Here is an 18,816-nt window from a genome sequence, read left to right on the forward strand (position 1 = left end):
GTTCGCCGCTGAAGACCGAAGTCCCCCGCTCGACTTGCATGTGTTAAGCACGCCGCCAGCGTTCGTCCTGAGCCAGGATCAAACTCTCCGTTGCTGCCTTATATCACAACCATCCAACACAGCCCCCACGGACTTACACAGCCCACAGAAACCAGCCAGACGGAGCGATGACAAGAAGAGAACCCAACCATCACGGCTGGGCCGACCCCGACATCGACAAAAGATCCGTAGATCATCCTGTCGTGCCAAAGGAATTACATAATCGTCGCACCAGACACCACCAGACCCACATTAGGCCCGACAGCACCCGACACGGACGAGATTCATGGCACTGACTTTCGGCACGCTGTTGAGTTCTCAAGGAGCAAGCGCAGACCCGAGAGGCACCTTTCGGTGACCCGCTCGGAGCAACTGTTGCAACTTACTGACGTAGCCCCGCCGAGTCAAACGTCTCCGAATTATCCGGGATTCGCCTCGGGGGCGGCCGAACTCCCTGTGGGAAGCTCGGGCCGGGGATGGGGGCCGCCTGGGCGATGAACTCGACCTTCGGTGTCTCCCGGCTTTCCGCCGGCAGGGATAAACATACACGACGAAACGTCCGAGTTTCATGATCGCAAGCACTTCGTGGAAATTTTTTCCGCGTTCATCCAGCTACGCGAAGTAACACCCCGGAGAAGCTCCGAACACACTGACAGCACCAGTTCGATCACACAGCGCAGCCAGGAAGGGAGCTTCCCCGAGGGACAGTGCGGAGGCAGGAGACGCGGGAAAGAGCCAGCCTCCGGTGGCAGGCAGGCCCCGGGACGCCCCAGGCAAGGAGGCCCCCAAGCAAGGAGGCGGGGAAGGGGCAGGACTCGGGATGCCCGAGCGAGGGGCAGGGCTCTGGAGGGGAAGAAACGAGGAAGACCCGACAGCGCGGGAGACCGCGGGAGACACGGCGAGAGACAGGGACGGTGAAGATCATGTCGACAACCGGCGTAGTGCCCTCCCCTGAGCAGATCGAAGAAGTCGTCGCCGAGGCCGCACTGGCACCGTCGATCCACGACACCCAGCCGTGGCACTGGTTCGCCGGCACCGGATGCCTCGAACTGTTCACGGACCCGTCCCTCCTGCTCGGCGCCATCGACCCGGACGGGCGGCAGCTGCTGATCAGCTGCGGCGCGGCCCTGTACCACGCGCGCCTGGCGCTGCGAGCCCGCGACCTGCTCCCGGCGGTGACCCTCCTGCCGGACGGGCCCGGATACGCCGATCTCGACATGGACCTCGCGGGCAGGGAGCCGCTGGCCACCATCCGGGCCGGCACCGCGCGCCCGCCCGACGCCGAGGAGCGGGCGCTCATCGCGGCCACGCGGTCCCGGATCACCGATCGTCAGCCGCTGCGTCCCGCCCCGGTGCCGGCCACGATCACCGCGGCGCTCACGAAGGCGGCCGAAGCCGAAGGCTGCTGGCTGGCCACGCTGAGCGCCGCCGACGTGGCCGCCCTGAGCGTGGACGGCGTGTGGCTGGGCGCCATGGGCCGCCACACCGCGGCCGACTGGACCGGCGCACCGATCACGATCGGCACGCATGCCACAACAGGTACGGCCGCCGCAACAGGTACGGCCGGTACCCCGGACGCGGCCGGCGGGACCGGCCCGGACGCCGTCGGACGCCGCACCGGCGTGCCCACTCCGCCCGCGGGGCTGCGGCGGCCGACGGTCGTCGCGCTCGGGACGGACGCGGACCGGCCCGTCGACCGGCTTGCCGCCGGCCAGGCGGTCGCGCGGATACTGCTGACGGCCACGGCGCACGGTGCGGCGGCCCGCCCGGTCGGGCACGCCGAGGACATCGACGCCATCCGGGTCAGGGTGCGTGAGCTGCTTCGCAGCACCGGCCATGTTCAAATGATCTTTCTTGTCGGCTACCCGCTGCCGGGAGGCCGCCCGGTCGAGCCCGCCCCGCGGCGGCCGACAGCGGAAATCCTCACGATCGTGGACTGACATGACCGCGGACCGGCGGCGAACGCGGACCGGCGCCGCGGAAGGCCGCCCCGGCGGGCCGAACGCCCCCGGCGTCCACCCGGCCACCCGGCCCGGGAACCACGCCACCCGGCCCGGAACATCAACAGGAGACATCAGGTCGCCTGGCGGCCGGCGCGGGAGCCCTGATGCTCATCCTGATGTACACGGCCGTGCTCCCGCCCGCCAACAACCCGTTCATGGACGAGCACCTCGTCTACGCGATGGTCCTCGGCCTGCTCGCCTTCTGCCACGCCGGCCGGGTGTGCGGCCTCGGAGGCTGGTAGGAGCGGCAGGCCGTCGTCCGACGCTGGCCCTTCCTCGTCTGATCGCCCGCAGGGGAAGGCCCCGCGCACGACCCGCGCACAGGCGAAAAACCCCGCGCACGACCCGTGTGGACAAGCGGATCAACAGGGACGCGGATGGGTATACGGTCACCGACCGCCACCGGCCACGCGGACGAGAGCCGATCCGCCCATGAAGGAGGCTGGCATGCAGGAGATCCGGGAGATCCGGGACGCTCGGGAAAGCCGGGAAATCGTTGTGGGGACGGACCTGTCCGAGGACGCCGACAAGGCGCTGAGCTGGGCCGTCGACGAAGCACAGCGCAGCGGCGCGACCGTGCGCGTGGTGCTCGCCTGGTCGGTCGAGCGCTGCCCACGGGTACTGGCCAACCACGTCCCGTCACACAACGCCGACCAGCTCGAGGCTGCCGCCGAGAAGCTCCTGCACGAAACCGTCGAGCGCATCCGCGCCACCGCGCCAGCCGTCACGATCATCGAGCAGCCCGGGCGCGCCGACCCGGTCGACGCCCTGCTCAACGCGGCTACCAACGCGCGGATGCTCGTGATCGGCGCGCGGGGCTCGGGACGCCTGCGCCGCCTTGTGACGGGCTCCGTCAGCGACGCCTGCGTGCACATGTCGGCCGGTGCCGTCGTGGTGGTCCGCTGGGCTCCGGAGCAGAGCCGCGGGCACGAGCTGCATGACGGCCGGCTGGCCGGCGTGCCGCGGGAGAGGCGTCCGGTGCTTGTCGGGGTGGACGGCTCGGAAGGTTCGATCAACGCGCTGCGCTGGGCGGCCACGGCAGCGGCCCAGCGCAAAGTGACCCTGCGTGTCCTCCATGTCTGGATGCCCGCGCCGGCAATGTACACCGGCTACTACGCCGGCTTCGAGGGAGAAGGACTGGAGAAGGCGGCCCAGGCCCTGCTCGAGGACACGTTGGCAAAGGGGCTGGACGACCGTACGGACGTCACGGTGGACGCCGGGCTCATGCTCGGCGCCGCGGGGACCAGCCTGATCCGGCAGGCCGCCGGCGCCCAGCTACTCGTCGTCGGTGCCCGTGGTCACGAGGGCTTCGCCGAGTTGCTGCTGGGCTCGACCAGTCAGCGTTGCACCCATCACTCCCCCTGCCCGGTCGCGGTGATCCACGGCGGCGGTCAGCGGCAGCACGGCGGGCGGCAACACCGGTAGGCCCGCGGCGGGGCCGGCCCCGCCCGACATCGCTCCGGGCGCCGCCGGCCTGACCAGGCTGGTAGCCCGGGACAGGCGGGGCCGGCTCGGGCCGGGTCGGGGAGGCCGGGTCGGGGAGGCTCTGGTCAGGCCGGTGGGGCGGGCGCTGTCGGGTCCGTCCACGTTCTTCGGGAAGGACGGCAGCGACGTCCTGGGCCTCCTCCGGGACGAAGTCACGCAGCGTGTGCAGAACGGCGCCGGTGATGTCGCGGGCACGCCCGCGGTCGATGTGGTCGATCCGCAGCACCGCCTCGATGAACTCGTCCAGATGGCGCAGGCGCGCCAGAGCCCGACCGTGCCGCCGTGGGGGCATGGTCAGCACCTGCACGTCCGCGGGCAGATGCGAGGCAATGTGCCGGCGCTCGGCCGCCGGCAGCCGCTCGAAGAACGTCGCCAGCACGGCGCGCACCGCCGGCTGGACGGTCCGCGGCTCGCAACCCGCCCGCTGCGCGGCGTCGAACAACCGCCGCAGCATGATGGAGCGGACCGGGACCAGTTCGCCCTCGGACGGCCGGGTGTCCCCGCGGACGAGCCCTTCGTGCAACATCGACACGACCCCCTCGACCCCGGAGGTCTGCCAGATCGCATCCTCGACGGCGGTGGCGTCGGCCGCGGTGGCGACATCGCCGTGCAGGATGACCACGTGGTCGCGGACGGTCACATGTACCCGTGGGACGTCGAGCCTGCGCGTGACCGGGCCCAGCCGGGAACGCACCCGGTCGGCGAGGATGTCATCGGCGACGTCCGGGTCGGGACGGCCGCCAGCGAGCCGGTAACGGAGCCCTCGCAGCCGTCCTCGCAGGTAGCGGAGCCGACGGCCGACCCGCTCCCGGACCAGGTCGGTCCCGCGGCGGATGCGTCGCGACCGCGCGAGCAGCCCGGTGGCGACGCCCGTCGCCACCCCCGCCGCCGTGGCGAGCGCTCTCCCGACGTATCTCATCTGCGCACCTCCCGGCGGCTGGTTTCACCAGCGTCGGGTACGAGCCGCGGCCGCGCCACCCGATGAGCCGCCAGCCGCCGTTTTCCGCCCTTTGCTCCCCTCCGGGCTCCCCGACCTTCCCTCCGACCTCCGCCCGCTTTCCCCGCTCGTATCCCATATTTACTTCATGTTGTTTCATCATGCCCTGCGTCCGCTTTCTCCCCTCGCGTTCTGTCCCGCGCCGCCCGCGGGCCGTCGGGCAGGACATGAGGACGTCCGTCGAGGGCCGGGAGGCAGACCGCGGCGACAGGGCGCACGCTGGAGATGTGGGTGGATCCCGACCAGCTCCGTGGATCCCGACCAGGAATCGACAAGGCGAGAAGGAACGACAACAGCAAGGAATCATCGACAAGGCGACAAGGAATGAGGAGCAGCCGTGAAAGGGAGTAGCCGTCCGGCACTGATTCGACGCGAGCGCACCGGCCAGGAACGGTCGCCCGGATCGCCCGGGTCATCCGGCCGGCCGTGGTCGTCTGCGGGGCACACGGCGGCTGGGCCTGCGGGAGGACAGCGTGCGGGTCGAGGAGTACGCCGAGGACGGCGCCTACGTGGTACGCGCTGAACTCCCCGGCATCGACCCGGACCGGGATGTCGAGGTCACCGTGTCCGAAAGGGAGGTGTCGCTGCACGCCGAGCGCCGGGAGGAGCGGAGGGAGAAGGCCACCGGCCGCTACCGCACCGAGTTCCGCTACGGCTCGCTCACCCGCTCGGTCGCCCTGCCGCCAGGGGCGAAGAAGGAGGAGGTCGCCGCCACCTACCACAACGGCATCCTCGAGGTCCGGATACCGGTTGCGAGCGGCGAACCCAGAGCGGTCCGGATGATCAATATTCGTCACGACTGACGTACTTCTGGACATATGCCGGTAGATACATGCTGGTAGATCCATGCCGGTAGGTACATGTCAGCCGTGGGTTCCTGTCCCCACGGCGCCGATGGCGCGCTGCCGGCCGGGCCGGCGTGCCACCAGAGCCACGGCGGACGCGGTACATCCGCGTCCTGGTCCACGATCACGGGCTGCCAGGCGCGGGAAACGCGGATTCGCGGCCCCGATTCTCCCGGCTTCTCCGTTTCCGCCGCTTCTCCGGTTCCGTCCGGCACCAGGGGTCGCGGGCCGGTGGGCCACGGGTCAGCGCAGGGTGCGCAACCAGTTGGTGAGCAGGTGCGCACCCGCGTCCCCGGACTTCTCCGGGTGGAACTGGGTGGCGTACAGCGGGCCTCGTTCCACCGCCGCGGCAAAGGGTTCGCCGTGCTCGGCCACGGTGTCGCCGGGCGCGGGCTCGGCCGCGTACGAGTGGACGAAGTAGAAGCGGGTGTCCGCGGGCAGACCGTCGAAGAGCACCGTCCCGGCCGGTGGTGCCACGGTGTTCCAGCCCATGTGCGGCAGGACCGGCGCGGCCAGCCGGCGGACCTGCCCGGCGAGCACGCCGAGCCCGCGGGTACGCACGCCGTGCTCGTCCCCGAGGGTGTAGAGGACCTGCATCCCCACGCAGATCCCCAGCACCGGACGTCCCTGGGCGACCCGCTCGTGGATGACCGGTGCCGCGCCGACCGCGTCGATCCCGGCCATGCACGCCGCGTAGGCGCCCACCCCGGGGACCACCAGGGCATCCGCAGCCCGGGCGACGTCCAGGTCGGCCGTGACGGTCACGTCCGCGCCGACCCGGGCGAGCGCCCGCTGCGCGCTGCGCAGGTTCCCCGACCCGTAGTCGAGGACGACCACCCGCGGCCCGGTCACCGCGGGCTCCTCCCCGTCACAGCACGCCCTTGGTGGACGGCACGCCGGCCACCCGCCCGTCGAGCGCGACCGCGTCCCGCAGCGCCCGCGCGACCGCCTTGAACTGGGCCTCGACCACATGGTGGGCGTTGCGGCCCGACAGCACCCGCACGTGCAGGGCGATCCGCGCCGACGCGGCGATCGACTCGAAGACGTGCCGGGTCAACGTCGTGTCGTAGGTGCCGATGAGCTCGATCAGCTCCGGTTCGACGACCACGCAGTACGGGCGGCCGGAAAGATCCACCGCGGCCTGCACCAGCGCCTCGTCCAGCGGCACCAGGGCGTCCCCGAAGCGCCGGATCCCGCTCTTGTCGCCGAGCGCCTCGCGCAGCGCGTCACCGAAGGCGATCGCGGTGTCCTCGACCGTGTGGTGGGCGTCGACGTGCAGGTCACCGCGGGTGCGGACGGTGAGGTCGAAACCTCCGTGCTTGCCGAGCTGGCTGACCATGTGGTCGAAGAACGGCACCCCGGTGAACGACGACGACACACCCGCCCCGTCGAGATCCAGTTCGACGACGACGTGCGACTCCAGGGTCTTGCGCTCGATGCGGGCTGTGCGACCCATTCCTGGTCACTCCTCCCCGAGGTAGGGCAGTTCGACGGTGGGCCTCGTGTCGCCGGACGTCGCGGCCGCGGAGGCCGGGCCCGCCGGCGCGCCGGCGGAGGGCGTCAGCGCCGCGGTCCCCTCGGTCAGCAGTGTGCGGGTCGCCGTCAGAAAGGCGTCGACCTCGTTCGACAGGCCGGCGGTGACCCGCAGCCAACCGGGCAGGCCGACGTCCCGGACGAGCACGCCCGCGTCGAGCAGCCCCTGCCACGCCGCCCGCTGGTCGGTGAAGCGGCCGAACAGGACGAAGTTCGCGTCGCTCGGCGCCACCGCGCAGCCGAGCCCGGTCAGCTCGGCCACCAGCCGGTCACGCTGCGCCTTGACCGCCTCGACCGTGGCGAGCAGCTCGTCGGCGTGTGCGAGCGCGGTGCGCGCGACCGCCTGCGTGAAGGTCGACAGATGGTACGGCAGGCGCACGAGCTGCAGCGCGTCGATCACCGCCGGGTGCGCGGCAAGGTAGCCGATGCGGGCGCCGGCCAGCGCGAACGCCTTGCTCATCGTCCGGGTGACCACCAGCCGCGGCTGGGACGGCAGCAGGGTCAGCGCGCTGGGGACCCCGGCGCGGCGGAACTCCGCGTACGCCTCGTCCACGACCACGATGCCGGAGCCGGTCTCACCGACCGCCGCGCACGCGGCCAGCACCACCTCCACCGGCAGCGCGGTGCCGGTGGGGTTGTTCGGCGACGCCAGGAAGACCAGGGACGGCCGGTACCGGTGGATCGTCGCGGCGACCGCGTCCGGGTCGAGGGTGAAGTCGGGCTCGCGGCGCTCACCGGCCCAGCCGGTCGCGGTCGCCACCGCGATCAGCCGGTGCATCGAATAGGACGGCTCGTACCCCAGCGCGACCCGGCCCGGCCCGCCGAAGGCCTGGCAGAGCTGCTGGAGCACCTCGTTCGAGCCGTTCGCCGCCCACACCTGGTCGGTGCGCAGGCCGAAACCGGCGTCCGGAGTCAGGTAGTAGGCCAGGTCGGCGCGCAGCGCCTCGGCCTGGCGGTCCGGATAGCGGTTGGCCTCGGTGGCGGCGAGGGAGGCGGCCTTGCCCAGGGCGTCCACCAGCCCGACGGACGGCGGGTGCGGGTTCTCGTTGGTGTTGAGCAGCACCGGGACGTCGAGCTGCGGCGCGCCGTAGGGCACCATGCCGCGCAGGTCGTCCCGCAGCGGCAGCTCGTCGAGCGTGGGCGAGCGCACCGGGCGGCCGCGGCCGGCGGGCGTGGGTCGGCCGCCGGCCGCACCGTCCGGCCCCGGGCCGGCTCCGCTCGCCGGTCCCGATCCCGATCCCGATCCTGTCGTGGTCATCGCAGCCGCACCTCCACCGCGTCGACGTGGGCGATGAGATCCTCGGCGCCACCGAGCGCGGCGATTCTGGGCGCCACCTCGGCAAGAGCGTCACGGTCGCACTCCACCACGTGAACCTGCCGTTGGAACGCCGACACCGAAAGCCCACCGCTGTGCCGGGCGGTACCGCCCGTCGGCAGGACGTGGTTCGAGCCGGCGAGATAGTCCCCCAGCGACACCGGTGCCCATACCCCCACGAACACGGCCCCGGCGTTGCGGACCCGGCCGGCGACGGCCGCGGCGTCCGCGGTCTGGATCTCCAGATGTTCGGCGGCCCAGGCGTCGACCACCGCCAGGCCCTCGTCGACGTCGTCGACCAGCACCGCCGCCCCCTGGCCGGTCAGTGCCGTGCGTACCCGTTCCTGGTGGCGGGTCACCGCGACCTGCTTGTCGAGTTCGGTCTCGACCGCGTCGAGCAGGTCTCTCGACGGGGTGACCAGCAGGCAGGCGGCCATCGGGTCGTGCTCGGCCTGGGCGATCAGGTCGGCGGCGACGTGGGCGGGGTCCGCGGTGTCGTCGGCGAGGATCGCGACCTCGGTCGGTCCGGCCTCGGCGTCCACTCCGACCAGGCCGCGCAGCAGCCGCTTCGCCGCGGTCACGTAGATGTTGCCCGGCCCGGTCACCACGTCCACCGCCGGGCAGCTGGACGTCCCGTGGGCGAACATCGCGATCGCCTGGGCGCCGCCGGCGGCATACACCTCGTCCACGCCCAGCAGCGCGGCGGCGGCGAGGACCACCGGATGCGGCAGACCGCCGAACTCCGCCTGCGGTGGCGACGCCAGCGCCAGGGAGCCGACCCCGGCCTCCTGCGCCGGCACGACGTTCATCACCACGCTGCTGGGGTAGGCGACCCGCCCGCCCGGCACGTAGAGGCCGACCCGCTGCACCGGGATCCAACGCTCCGTCACCCTGGTGCCCGGGGCCACGTCGATGGTCACCGGTTCGCGGCGCTGGGCGCGGTGCACCAGCCTGGTGCGCCGGATCACCTCCTCAAGGGCGTCCCGTACCCGCGGGTCGAGGCCGTCCAACGCGGCGGCCAGCGCGTCCGCGGCGACCCGGACCGAGGCCGGCCGCACCCCGTCGAACCGCTCCCCCGCGTCGAGGACCGCGGCGTCCCCCCGGTCACGCACGTCGTCGCAGACCGGGCGGACCGTTTCCAGCGCTGCGTCGACGTCCAGCGCGGCGCGGGGCAGCAGCCCGCGTACCCGTGGCGGTGACGGCAGACTTCCACGCAGGTCGAGCGTTCTCAGCACGACGATGAGCGTATCGGTACCCACCCCCGATCCGTCGATCTCCCGGATCCCAACGCCCTCCGCCCCCATCTCGACAACCCCTCTTCCCATCGGCGGACCCCGTCAGGACCACTGGATACGGTAGGAAGATCTTCCTACCAGGCATTACACTAGGATCATGGGTGTACGCAAGCTGTCGATCTCGGTGCCATCCGAGGTCGAGGAGACGATCAAGGCAGCGGCCGCGGAAGAGGGCAAGCCGGTATCCACATGGCTGACCGAGGCCGCCGTCGAAAAAGCCCGCGCAGCCACCCTGTATGCCGCCGGCAGGGCCGCCGCACAGGAGCTGGTCGCCGAGTACGAAAGCGAACACGGCAAGCTGCCCGAAGAGTTCCGGCAGCGCGCCCGCGCATTCCTCGCAGAGGCCGGACTATTCGACGACGAACCCTGGCAGGCAGCCGGATAATGCGCACGGTTGTTTATGACACTGGCGCGTTACTGGCCGCCGAACGGCGCAGCCCCGCCCTGCTGGCCCTGCACGACGAACTGACCGCCGCCCACATCCGCCCGATCGTGCCCGTGGTGGTCCTCGCCCAGGCATGGCGCGGGGGTCCTCAGCATCAGATCTCCCGGCTGCTCAAGGGCTGCGATATCCGCCCCGACGACGAGCGCACCGGTCGCGCTGCCGGTATCGCCTGCGGCAGCTCACAGACCGCCGACGTCGTGGACGCAATCGTTGTCGCCACCGCGGTCCAGCATCAGGCATCCGTGGTCACCAGCGACCCGGAGGACCTGAACCATCTCGCCGACTCCATAGGCATCAAGATCCATTTTTTCGCCCTCTGACGGCCGCGACAGCCTCTGCCGGCAGACCCTGTCGCATCCCGAATCCTCAGCTCCGCCATCGGACAGGCTCCGCGGAGCGGTGTCGATCCGAATACTGGAACCCCAGGATCGCCGCCGCGGCACGGCAGCGCGACGGGTGCATCAGAACCTCGGTGCTGTCGACAGCCTGATCGACAGCACCGGGGAGCCGGCTGACAGACCCGTCCACACGGTCACCAAGCTGGTCCAGCAGCGCACGCACCGCCGGGTCGGTGATCGCGTCGGTCAGCGCCCGGGTGAACCGCTCAGCACCGAGTACCTGAGAGCCGAGGCGCCAACTCTCGCAGATACCGATCCTCGGTGTTGCCGTACTGGTCCTGCTCGAAGGCGGGGAAGGTCGCCGACGCGGCCATGTCAGCCAACTGAAGACCCTCGACCCGGCTCGGCTGATCGATACGTCCACCACGCGGGTCGAGTGCCGCCCACATGATCCGGCAGTCCGTCGCCGTCCGCAGCGTGGCTTCGTATGCTCGCAGTTTCACGACGACGGCATCACACACTCCGGGGCCAGGTAGGGCAGACAAGGAAGCGGTGGATCATAACGATCCGGCGGGTGCAGGCACGCTGGTGGCCATGGCGGCGATCCCGGAGTCCACGCGGTCCTCGATCCGGCTGCGGCTGCTCGACCACGCCCGGCAGCGCTGGCCCCAGCTGGCCCGCACCGACATCACCTACCGGGGCGCCTTCGCCTACGTCGCCGGGGTCCTGCCCGACGGCGAGTTCGACCTGCACTCCTGATCTACCTTTCCGACTGCCCTCGACGCCTCCTGTGAGCTGGACGAACGCGGTCTCGCCGACCAGCGTCAGCGTGGGGCTCGATCGGCGTGGGGCCGGCTCGCTGCCCGGCCACCGACCCGTCGTCGCCATGGAGGCACACGCCCCGCCAGACTGGTACCATATGTGGTACAGCTTTGCTTTGGAGGGCGGAGGGATGACATGACGGCCGCGATCAGTGCGAGCGAGGCGCGCAAGACCCTGTTCCCGCTCATCGAGCGGGTCAACGCCGACCACGCCCCCGTCGAGATCGTTTCCAAGCACGGCAACGCGGTTCTGGTCAGCAAGGAGGACTGGGACTCGATCATGGAGACCAACTACCTGCTACGCTCCCCCGCCAACGCCAAGCGACTGACGGAGAGTATCGACCAGTGGCGTACTGGTAACGCCAGGGAGCGCGACCTGAGCCCGGACGCTTGAAGCTCAGCTGGACCGACCACGCCTGGGAGGACTATCTCTACTGGCAGACCCAGGACCGCAGGACGCTCAAACGCATCAGCACCCTGATCGCTGATATCAAAAGGGACCCCGACGGTTCAGGTATCGGCAAGCCTGAGATTCTGCGTAACAACCTCGCCGGTCTGCGCTCCCGCCGCATCGACGACGAGCACCGCCTCGTCTACGCAGTCGAACCCGGCGAGATCATCATCATCTCCTGCCGTTACCACTACGAATAACCAGGCGCCGGAGTCCGCCTGAGTCGCTGTGGCGAACTGGCCTCCGTCCCTCGGAAACTGAATTGTTCTCGTCACCGCGCCCTGCCCCCGGCGTGGTGTCGGCGAGGGGGATCGGGCAGCACGGGCGCGTGCCCCGATCCCCCGGCTGTCGGTCTTTCCGGCTGTCAGAGGCGGGGCGGACGCCTACGGCTTTCGGGCTACGGCGCCGTGTCCGTCCACCGGTTCGCCGGGGTTGTTGGGGTCCGGCCGCCACGACGAGATCGACACCACGCCCGGCTCCACGAGTTCCAGGCCCTCGAAGAAACGAGTGATCTGTTGCGGGGTGCGCAGGACATAGGGAACCGCGCCGGTGTCGTCGTAACCCTGCTGGGCCTCGTCGAATCCTTCGCTGGTGTCGGTGCTGTCCCACAGCACCAGGTAGCTGCCGGACGGAACGGCGGCCACCACTCTCTTCACGATCGACAGCGCCTCGTCGACATCGGCGACGTGACCGAGGGAACCCATGAACATGACCGCGATCGGCTTGGTGAAGTTCAGCACGTTCCTGGCGTCGGACACGATCTGGTCCGGGTTGTGGAAGTCCGCGTCGACGTAGGTCGTCACGCCTTCCGGCGTGGTGTTGACCAGCAGGGCGCGGGCGTGTGCCAGCACGAGCGGGTCGTTGTCAACGTAGACGATGCGGGATTCCGGGGCGATACGCTGGGCGACCTGATGGGTGTTGTCCAGGGTCGGCAGACCGGTGCCGACGTCGAGGAACTGACGGATACCCGCCTCGCCGGCCAGGTAACTGACAGCACGGATGAGGAACTGCCGGGACTGCTTGGCCAGCGGGACAATGCCGGGAAAAGCGGCGACGTAGGCGTCGCCGGCCTCCCGGTCGACCGGATAGTTGTCCTTGCCGCCCATCCAGTAGTTCCAGATCCGGGCCGAATGCGGCACGGTCGTGTCGATTGTCGAGGGCGCTTGGTCATCGGCGGGTACCACCGACGTGAAGTCCCATTCGGCGTTGTCGCCCTGCTCGCTCACAGCATCTCCATGGACGTCAGCTTGGCTCGGGACACCCTACGGGCGCCTCGGAACCCGGGCCCAGCACCGGATTCATGCGCATTCTTCCAGAGCACGAACGCGACATCCCGCACGGGTGATCTCACGGCAGCCAGCGGCAGACATCCCGGTAGGGCATTTCTAGAGTGATCGGCGTGGTTCCATTGTGACGGCCGCCTGTTGCAGTAGACAAAGATTCCAAAAGGATCTCGGCGCGACCAGATCAACGGGTTGTCGAACACTCTGGAGCCAGATCGTCCAGACCATCCCCGATGACTCTTAGGCAAGATCGTAAATTCGGATCAGTCCGGCGCTTCGGTCAGGGCGACCGGTCCGCCCGCCCGCGAGTCGCCATGAAGATCATGCGATCGGTGCGACCGGCCATCACCGGCACGGACGTCACCAGCGAGATCGGCGAGGAGGATGTCCGCGAGCCGTTCTTCCGGGACCGCGATGTCCCGGGCGCGTAGGGCGGCTGCAAGGTCCTGGTCCCAGGGCGCGTCGGTGACGTGGCCCGGCCGGGCCACGCCCGTGGATCCCGCCGGGGCCGCGGCGGCCGGGTGATCGGCTGCGGCCGGCACGGCCTCAGCCCGCACGGCCTCAGATGGCATGGCCGCAGATGGCATGGCCGCAACCGCGGCGAGGTAGTCGGTGGTGGCCATCCGCCATGGCCTGGCGCCGGTCCGCGTCATGACGTGCGCGGCGATCCGTAGGCCGTCGCCGTCGAAGTCGCCGTGATAGCGCAGGTCCGCGTCTGATGCAGCCAGCTGGCGCAACAGCGTGACCGCGGCGCTGGAGGGCCAGCCAGCGGTGCAGACCAGCGGTGGGCACGCGGCACCGAACCGCGTGATCGCCATGGTGACCAGCGAGGGGTTCTCGACGACCCACACCCGCCGCGCGACGACACGCAGCCCCGGACAGGCGCGGACCTGGGCCAACGTGACGACGCTGGCCTGCCCGGCCTCGGCCCACAGCCGCAGCGCGCGGCTCAGCGGGTCGTCACCAACTGGCCGCAGGCCCGCGACGAGCACCTGGGCGGACAGCGCGTCGCTGGCGACCCCGGCGCGTTCCCAGAGCGCGCGGCGCTCGTCCGCACCGGCCGGCGGCGCGACACCGTAGATCGCGGCCAGCGCGCGCAGGACCAGGGTGGACAGCCGCGTCCCGTCGTCGAGGGCATGGGTGCGCCCGACGACCGCGTCCGCGAAGGCGGGCAGCGGCTGGCCGTCCGCCGGCAGCCTGGCCAGGACGCGCAGCGCCGCGTCGAGCAGCGCGCGCGTCGTGTCCACCGAACCGTCGACGACGCCCGCCCGCCGGACGTCCGCGACCCAGGCCAGCAGCGCGGGTTCGGCGGCGACGACGGGCTGCGCGCACAGCCATTCCCACAGGTCACGCCGGGCGCGCGCCGCTGTGGCCCGGGACGCCGCCCGGTCGGTGAGCGGGCCGTGCAGTGCCTCGGCCACGGTGCGCGCGTCGAGGCCGAACGACGTGCGCAGGAGCGTGTCGAGGCGGTCGAGGTGGACGGTGGTGACGCTGCCCGGCAGCCGGTCCAGCCCCAGCAGGTCCGCGAGGGCGGTCCGCTGGTCGTCGTCGAGCGGTCCGATGCGCAGGGAGGTGACGGGTCGTCCGCTCGAGAGGCGAGCGTGCAACGCCCGCCACAGCGGGGCAAGAGCCGGTCGGTCCAGCCCGGCGGCCACGCGGGAAGCCCCGCCCGCGCCTGCACCGGCTGTACCGGCGGCGGCCCGGCCGGTCACAGCGGCCGTGTGGGCCCGGCCGGTTGCCGTGGCCGTGTCGGCCTGGCTGGTCACAGCGGCTGGCCGTCCGCGTCCGTCAGGCGCAGGCCGTCCCAGGTGAAGCGGGCCGTCGTCACGGCGTCGTCGCTGCCGTCCCCGGTGATGAGAGAGTGGATCGCGATCCCGTCGAGCTCGCGGTACATGCACCACTCATGGTCAGATGTGATCATCAGGTCGAGGTCGAGCGAGGCGAGCAGCTCGAACACCTGGCCACGGTTGGTCGTGTCGACACCGACGAAGACCTCGTCGAGCAGGATCAGGCGCGGGGCGATCGGCGCCGACTGGTAGTGCGCGGCGAGCGCCGCGAACAGCGGCAGATGCAGGGCGATCGCCTTCTCACCGCCTGACAGCGCGCCGTGCAGCTTCTTGGTCAGCGGCTGCCAGCCCCGCTCGTTGCCGCGGTCGACGCGGACGATGAACTGGTGCCAGGCCGTGTAGTCGAACACCCGCAGGAGCTGTTCCTCCCAGCCGGTCGCGGTGTCGTCGTCACGGGCGTCGTCGACCCGGCCGCGCAGGAACTCGTGCAGCGCCTCATGGTCGGCTTTGGTGAGCTGGCTCGGGTCCCGCAGGAGCAGATCGCGGGCGCCACGGGTCGCGGCGGGCAGGGCCGGGTCGACCCGCCACTGGATCTGGACGGCGGTCCTGGAGGCGGTGCGTACCTTCTCCAGCCGGCTGTTCATGTCCGCGACGAGGGCGTTCGCCTGCCGGATCCGGTCGGCGACGTGCCGGCGGGTGTTGCCGGTGAGCGTCCGGTCGAACAACTCCCGTTCACCTTCGGTGATCTCGGCGCGGGAGCGCTCCCGCTCGTCGCGGACAGCGTCGTGCAGATGGGCGGCACCGACACGGATCCCGTCGACGGCCGCCGTGAGGATCTGGATGTCCTCGTCCGGCTCCAGGACCAGCTCGGCCCGGTCCGCGAGTGCCTGCCGGCTGCGGTGCACGGCGTCGGTCAGCCGGGTCTCGGCCTCCTTGAGGTTCTGCCTGGCGTACGGGGTGGTCGTGAGCCTGGCCGCGACCGCGCGGGCGGCCTCCAGAGTGGGGCGCACCCCGTCCAGCCCGGCGAGCGGGAGATCGAGCCGCGTGTCCGCGGCGAGGCTGCCGGCCCCGAGGTGCCGAAACCGGTTCGCCCGGCTGTCACGCTCGGCGACGGCGACCTCGCGGCGGTCCGCGTCCACGACACGCCGCTCGTCCAGCTCGCCGACGCGGCGCTCCAGCGCGCGCCCTGACTGCTCCATCATCACGCGCTGTTTCGCCAGTTCCTCCAGCCGGCGCCGGGCGCCGGCGATCTCGTCGAGGACCTGCCGATACTCGGGCCCGATCGCGGCCTCGATCCCGTCGAGTTTCGCGCGCAGGCGCTGGGTCTCCCCCGCCGCCTCGGCCGCCGTCGCGGCGAGCCCGAGCGCGCTCTCCTGGGACCTGGTGGCCACCCCCGCCGCGGCCACCGCGGCGTCTCGGGCGGCGGTGGCCCGCTGGTGGCAGTCGAGCCAGCCGTCCGCCAGCCGGTGGAAGGCCGTCGCGGCGTCCTGCACCGCCTCCAACGCGTCCGTGTCGGTCGGCAGCCCGTGCTCGGCGCCCGCCGCGGTCAGGGCACGGGTCGCGGCGCGCACCGCGTCCTCGCCTTCCCGGACCTCCTCCAGCCGGTGGCTGACCACGTCGTCACGGGCCGCCACCGCCGCGTCCGCGGCCTCCAGCGCGCCGCGCGCGTCGTCGAGCGCGCGGTGGCTCGGCCGGGCGCGGCGCTCCGCCGCGATCCGTTCCCGCCGGGCGCCGAGTTCGCCGAGTTCCCGGCCGATGCCGGCGAGAACGTCGTCCAGCTGGCTGATCAGCCTGGTCAGCTCGTCGACACGGCGTCGGCGAGCCCGGTCACGCGCCAGCGCCCCGATGTGGGCGGGCTCCGGCTTCGACCAGCTGCCCCGGGCCGCCGCCAGCCGCCAGGTGCCGTCGGCACCGACCGCGACCGGGTGGCCGTCGGGCGCGGTGGTACCGACGGCGATCCCGGCGAGCAGGCGCAGCACCCGCTCGGCCGGCACCTTCGCGTCCGGCTCGGGTGTGAGCACCGCGCCCAGCCCGCCCGCGGGCGCGGAGGCCATCTGGTCGACGTCGATGACCGTGTCGTGCCCGGGGACGGTGAGCCCGCCCGTCGGGAACACCCAGGCGTCGAGCAGCCCGGCGGCTTCCAGCGCCGCCTCAATGCCCGCCTGGACGGCCGGGGTGACGCCGTCGCGGAAGGACACCAGCCGCCACAGTGGCGCGCCGGGCAGCCCGGCCCGGTCGGCGGTCCTGGTCGGCGGGACGGACGGCGGCAGCTCGGTGAGGATCAGCAGCCGGTCCCGCTCCGCCGTGTGCGCGTCCCGTTCGGCGCCGCGGTCCCTGTGCTCCCGGGCCAGCTCGGCCGACCGGGCGGCGATCGCCTCGAGCAGCGGGCCGGCGGTCTCCTCGACGAGGCGCAGGACGTCGGGTTCGGACTCGGCCGCGTCGCGCAGCGCCCCCGGGTCGGTGAACCGCAGCTGCGCGCAGCCGGCGGCCCAGCGGGCCAGCGCCTCGCCGAGGGCCTCCCGCGCGTCCTCGTATGCCACGCGGGCATCGCGCCGAGCCGCTGTCGCGGCGGTGAGTTCCTGGCGGGCCCGCTCCAGGTTCCGCTCCGCCGTGGTCCGCGTGTCGACCGCGGACCGGTGTTCACCCAGCGCACGGCGTACGGCGCCGATCTGACGGCCTCGGGCCTCGACCGCCGCGCGCAGCAACGACCGGGGCCGCGTCGCCGCGGCACTCCACGAGGCGGCGGCGACGTCCTCGCGGTCCTCCCCGGCGCCGGCGGCGCGCTCGGTGACGGCGGCGAGCTGCTGGTAGGTCGCGGTCATGCCCGCCCGGTCGGCGGCGGGGCGGGCCGTCTCCCGCGCGGACGCAAGCTCGGCCTCGGCACGGGCCGCGCCCGTCGCCGTCCGGGTGGCGGTGGCCTTGTCGACACGCGCCCGCTCCTGCGCCCCGGTGGCCTGCTCGCGGGTGTCGGCGGCGCGTCGCTGTGCCGCCCGGATCTGGCCGCGCAGCTCGTCGAGCCGCCCACCGGCCCGGTAGGCGTCACTGACCTGCAGGCCCTCGACCCGGGCCTGCAGCGTCCCGCGGTCGGTTTCGGCGGCCGTGATGCGCTCGTCGAGCGCCTCGCGCTCGACGACGACCCGGTCGTACTCCTCCTGGCTTTCCCGGGCCGTGCGTGTCAGCGCGTCCAGGGTGCTGGTGGCGGAGATGAGGTCGGCGGCGGCCGCGCGCAGCACCCGGCTGGCATAGGCTCGCTGCCGGTCGGCCAGTACCCGCGCGGCCTCGACCTCCTCGTCGAGCCGGCGCAGGCTCTCCCGCTGTCGGTCCAGGCGCTCGAATCCCTCGGCCAGCTCAGCGATCTCGGCTCCCCCGAGCGGCGGCAGCGCCCGGGACAGCAGCGTCGACAGCAGCGACGGGTCGAGCCGTTCCGACAGTTTGGGCGTCCGCAGCTGCAGCATCGCGGTGATCAGCCCGCTGTAGCGCTGCTCGCTCAGGCCGCCGAACAGTTCGGCGCGGATCGCCGCCCGGTAGTCGGCCGCGGTGGGGTACAGCTGGCCCGTGTCACCCAGCTCCGCCTCCAGCCGTTTGCGCGTCAGCGGGGCGTTCGCCTCGTCGACCACGCTCAGGCCACCGGGCAGCCCGATCCGGCTGGTGGTCGTGAAGTAGTCCGCTGTCGCCGAGGCCGTGTGCACGGACGCCTGTAGCCGCGCGCCGCAGGTGAACCAACGTTCATCGGACCCATTGGGCCTGGCCGGTCCACCGCCCTCGCCGTCACCGTCACCGACGGGCCGCACCGGGCTCGGCTGGCCGGTCGGGCCGGCCGGGCCGGTCTCGGGGAGAGCACCGAAACGGAACTCGATCCAGACGTAGCCGACGCGGGTCTGGCCGCTCGCGCCGTCCCCCATCAGGTTCCAGTGCATCGTGCGTTCCGGCCCGCCGAACGTCGACAGCCGCCTGGCCTGCAGGTTCGCGTCGAGCAGGTACGGCAGCAGCAGCTCCAGCGCCTTGGACTTGCCGGTGCCGTTACGACCGCGCAGCAGCAGCCGGCCACGGTGGAAGTGGAACGTCTCGTCGTAGTAGCGCCAGACGTTGACGATCCCGGCGCGCTGTGGCCGCCAGCGGGCCACCCGGGCCTGGGCGTCGGCCGGAGCCGGGCGAACGGGCAGCCTGGTCACGCTCATG

Annotated in this window: 17 protein-coding genes, 1 rRNA gene and 1 pseudogene (1 of these 19 cut by a window edge); 9 read left to right on the top strand and 10 right to left on the bottom strand. The window is 71.8% G+C overall.

The genetic code is table 11. The features are described 5' to 3' along the window. Positions 1-94: ribosomal RNA gene (locus FSYMDG_RS12275) — 16S ribosomal RNA — on the bottom strand (it extends 1,416 nt beyond the left edge of the window). Positions 95-962: 868 nt separating this feature from the next. On the opposite strand from FSYMDG_RS12275, the gene FSYMDG_RS12280 reads away from it, so the two are divergent. The 3 genes from FSYMDG_RS12280 to FSYMDG_RS27190 all read left to right on the top strand — a co-directional run bounded on the left by FSYMDG_RS12280 (position 963) and on the right by FSYMDG_RS27190 (position 3,467). After that, positions 963-1,979 carry an Acg family FMN-binding oxidoreductase gene (locus tag FSYMDG_RS12280; protein WP_013873781.1) on the top strand — a complete coding sequence of 339 codons (1,017 nt, stop codon included), beginning with the start codon at positions 963-965 and terminating at the stop codon, positions 1,977-1,979. 167 nt (positions 1,980-2,146) lie between these two features. Beyond that, a complete protein-coding gene (locus FSYMDG_RS26185; protein WP_157491011.1) occupies positions 2,147-2,284 on the top strand; it encodes a hypothetical protein in 138 nt (45 codons plus the stop codon). Positions 2,285-2,489: 205 nt separating this feature from the next. Then, positions 2,490-3,467, top strand: a complete 978-nt coding sequence (locus tag FSYMDG_RS27190) for a universal stress protein (RefSeq protein WP_013873782.1) — start codon at positions 2,490-2,492, stop codon at positions 3,465-3,467. 223 nt (positions 3,468-3,690) lie between these two features. Here the strand turns inward: FSYMDG_RS27190 and FSYMDG_RS30090 are convergent. Next, positions 3,691-4,446 (bottom strand): annotated as a pseudogene (locus FSYMDG_RS30090) (BON domain-containing protein); the annotation flags it as partial. Between the two features lie 551 nt (positions 4,447-4,997). Here FSYMDG_RS30090 and FSYMDG_RS12300 point away from each other — a divergent pair. After that, on the top strand, positions 4,998-5,327 hold the full coding sequence (locus FSYMDG_RS12300) for an Hsp20/alpha crystallin family protein (RefSeq protein ID WP_013873784.1): 330 nt from the start codon (positions 4,998-5,000) through the stop codon (positions 5,325-5,327). Between the two features lie 285 nt (positions 5,328-5,612). Here the strand turns inward: FSYMDG_RS12300 and hisH are convergent, their stop codons facing one another. From hisH to hisD, 4 genes are read right to left on the bottom strand one after another with little or no spacing between them, the layout of a single operon-like run. Next, positions 5,613-6,221 carry an imidazole glycerol phosphate synthase subunit HisH gene (hisH, locus tag FSYMDG_RS12305; protein ID WP_013873785.1) on the bottom strand — a complete coding sequence of 203 codons (609 nt, stop codon included), beginning with the start codon at positions 6,219-6,221 and terminating at the stop codon, positions 5,613-5,615. Between the two features lie 16 nt (positions 6,222-6,237). Then, a complete protein-coding gene (gene hisB, locus FSYMDG_RS12310; protein WP_013873786.1) occupies positions 6,238-6,825 on the bottom strand; it encodes an imidazoleglycerol-phosphate dehydratase HisB in 588 nt (195 codons plus the stop codon). A gap of 6 nt (positions 6,826-6,831) precedes the next feature. Then, a complete protein-coding gene (locus tag FSYMDG_RS12315) occupies positions 6,832-8,160 on the bottom strand; it encodes a histidinol-phosphate transaminase (protein ID WP_013873787.1) in 1,329 nt (442 codons plus the stop codon). Further along, positions 8,157-9,452, bottom strand: coding sequence for a histidinol dehydrogenase (gene hisD, locus FSYMDG_RS12320; RefSeq protein WP_202797725.1), 1,296 nt, complete (start codon positions 9,450-9,452; stop codon positions 8,157-8,159). The genes FSYMDG_RS12315 and hisD overlap by 4 nt, the downstream gene beginning before the upstream one ends. Positions 9,453-9,609: 157 nt before the next feature. On the opposite strand from hisD, the gene FSYMDG_RS12325 reads away from it, so the two are divergent. Further along, positions 9,610-9,897 (top strand): hypothetical protein, encoded by a 288-nt coding sequence (locus FSYMDG_RS12325; RefSeq protein WP_013873789.1) that lies wholly within the window; start codon positions 9,610-9,612, stop codon positions 9,895-9,897. After that, the gene (locus tag FSYMDG_RS12330) at positions 9,897-10,277 is read left to right on the top strand and encodes a PIN domain-containing protein (RefSeq protein ID WP_013873790.1); all 381 of its coding nucleotides are present in this window, start codon (positions 9,897-9,899) and stop codon (positions 10,275-10,277) included. The genes FSYMDG_RS12325 and FSYMDG_RS12330 overlap by 1 nt, the downstream gene beginning before the upstream one ends. Positions 10,278-10,561: 284 nt before the next feature. Here the strand turns inward: FSYMDG_RS12330 and FSYMDG_RS12340 are convergent, their stop codons facing one another. Beyond that, positions 10,562-10,798, bottom strand: coding sequence for a hypothetical protein (locus FSYMDG_RS12340; protein ID WP_083828259.1), 237 nt, complete (start codon positions 10,796-10,798; stop codon positions 10,562-10,564). Between the two features lie 49 nt (positions 10,799-10,847). On the opposite strand from FSYMDG_RS12340, the gene FSYMDG_RS24550 reads away from it, so the two are divergent. The 3 genes from FSYMDG_RS24550 to FSYMDG_RS12350 all read left to right on the top strand — a co-directional run bounded on the left by FSYMDG_RS24550 (position 10,848) and on the right by FSYMDG_RS12350 (position 11,767). Continuing rightward, positions 10,848-11,054, top strand: coding sequence for a hypothetical protein (locus FSYMDG_RS24550; RefSeq protein WP_237702736.1), 207 nt, complete (start codon positions 10,848-10,850; stop codon positions 11,052-11,054). A 198-nt stretch (positions 11,055-11,252) separates the two neighbouring features. Beyond that, a complete protein-coding gene (locus FSYMDG_RS12345; protein ID WP_013873792.1) occupies positions 11,253-11,510 on the top strand; it encodes a type II toxin-antitoxin system Phd/YefM family antitoxin in 258 nt (85 codons plus the stop codon). Then, positions 11,507-11,767 (top strand): Txe/YoeB family addiction module toxin, encoded by a 261-nt coding sequence (locus tag FSYMDG_RS12350; RefSeq protein WP_013873793.1) that lies wholly within the window; start codon positions 11,507-11,509, stop codon positions 11,765-11,767. The genes FSYMDG_RS12345 and FSYMDG_RS12350 overlap by 4 nt, the downstream gene beginning before the upstream one ends. Before the next feature lie 183 nt (positions 11,768-11,950). Here FSYMDG_RS12350 and FSYMDG_RS12355 read toward each other — a convergent pair whose 3' ends face one another. The 3 genes from FSYMDG_RS12355 to FSYMDG_RS12365 all read right to left on the bottom strand — a co-directional run bounded on the left by FSYMDG_RS12355 (position 11,951) and on the right by FSYMDG_RS12365 (position 18,815). Beyond that, entirely contained in the window at positions 11,951-12,751 is an 801-nt protein-coding gene (locus FSYMDG_RS12355; protein WP_043606230.1) for an SAM-dependent methyltransferase, read from the bottom strand. A 362-nt stretch (positions 12,752-13,113) separates the two neighbouring features. Next, positions 13,114-14,616, bottom strand: coding sequence for a TIGR02679 family protein (locus FSYMDG_RS12360; RefSeq protein ID WP_013873795.1), 1,503 nt, complete (start codon positions 14,614-14,616; stop codon positions 13,114-13,116). Next, positions 14,613-18,815: a TIGR02680 family protein gene (locus FSYMDG_RS12365; RefSeq protein WP_013873796.1), complete on the bottom strand. Its 4,203-nt coding sequence runs from the start codon at positions 18,813-18,815 to the stop codon at positions 14,613-14,615. The genes FSYMDG_RS12360 and FSYMDG_RS12365 overlap by 4 nt, the downstream gene beginning before the upstream one ends. Position 18,816: the final 1 nt, after the last annotated feature.

The sequence above is a fragment of the Candidatus Protofrankia datiscae genome, assembly GCF_000177615.2.
Classification (GTDB): Bacteria; Actinomycetota; Actinomycetes; order Frankiales; family Frankiaceae; genus Protofrankia; species Protofrankia coriariae.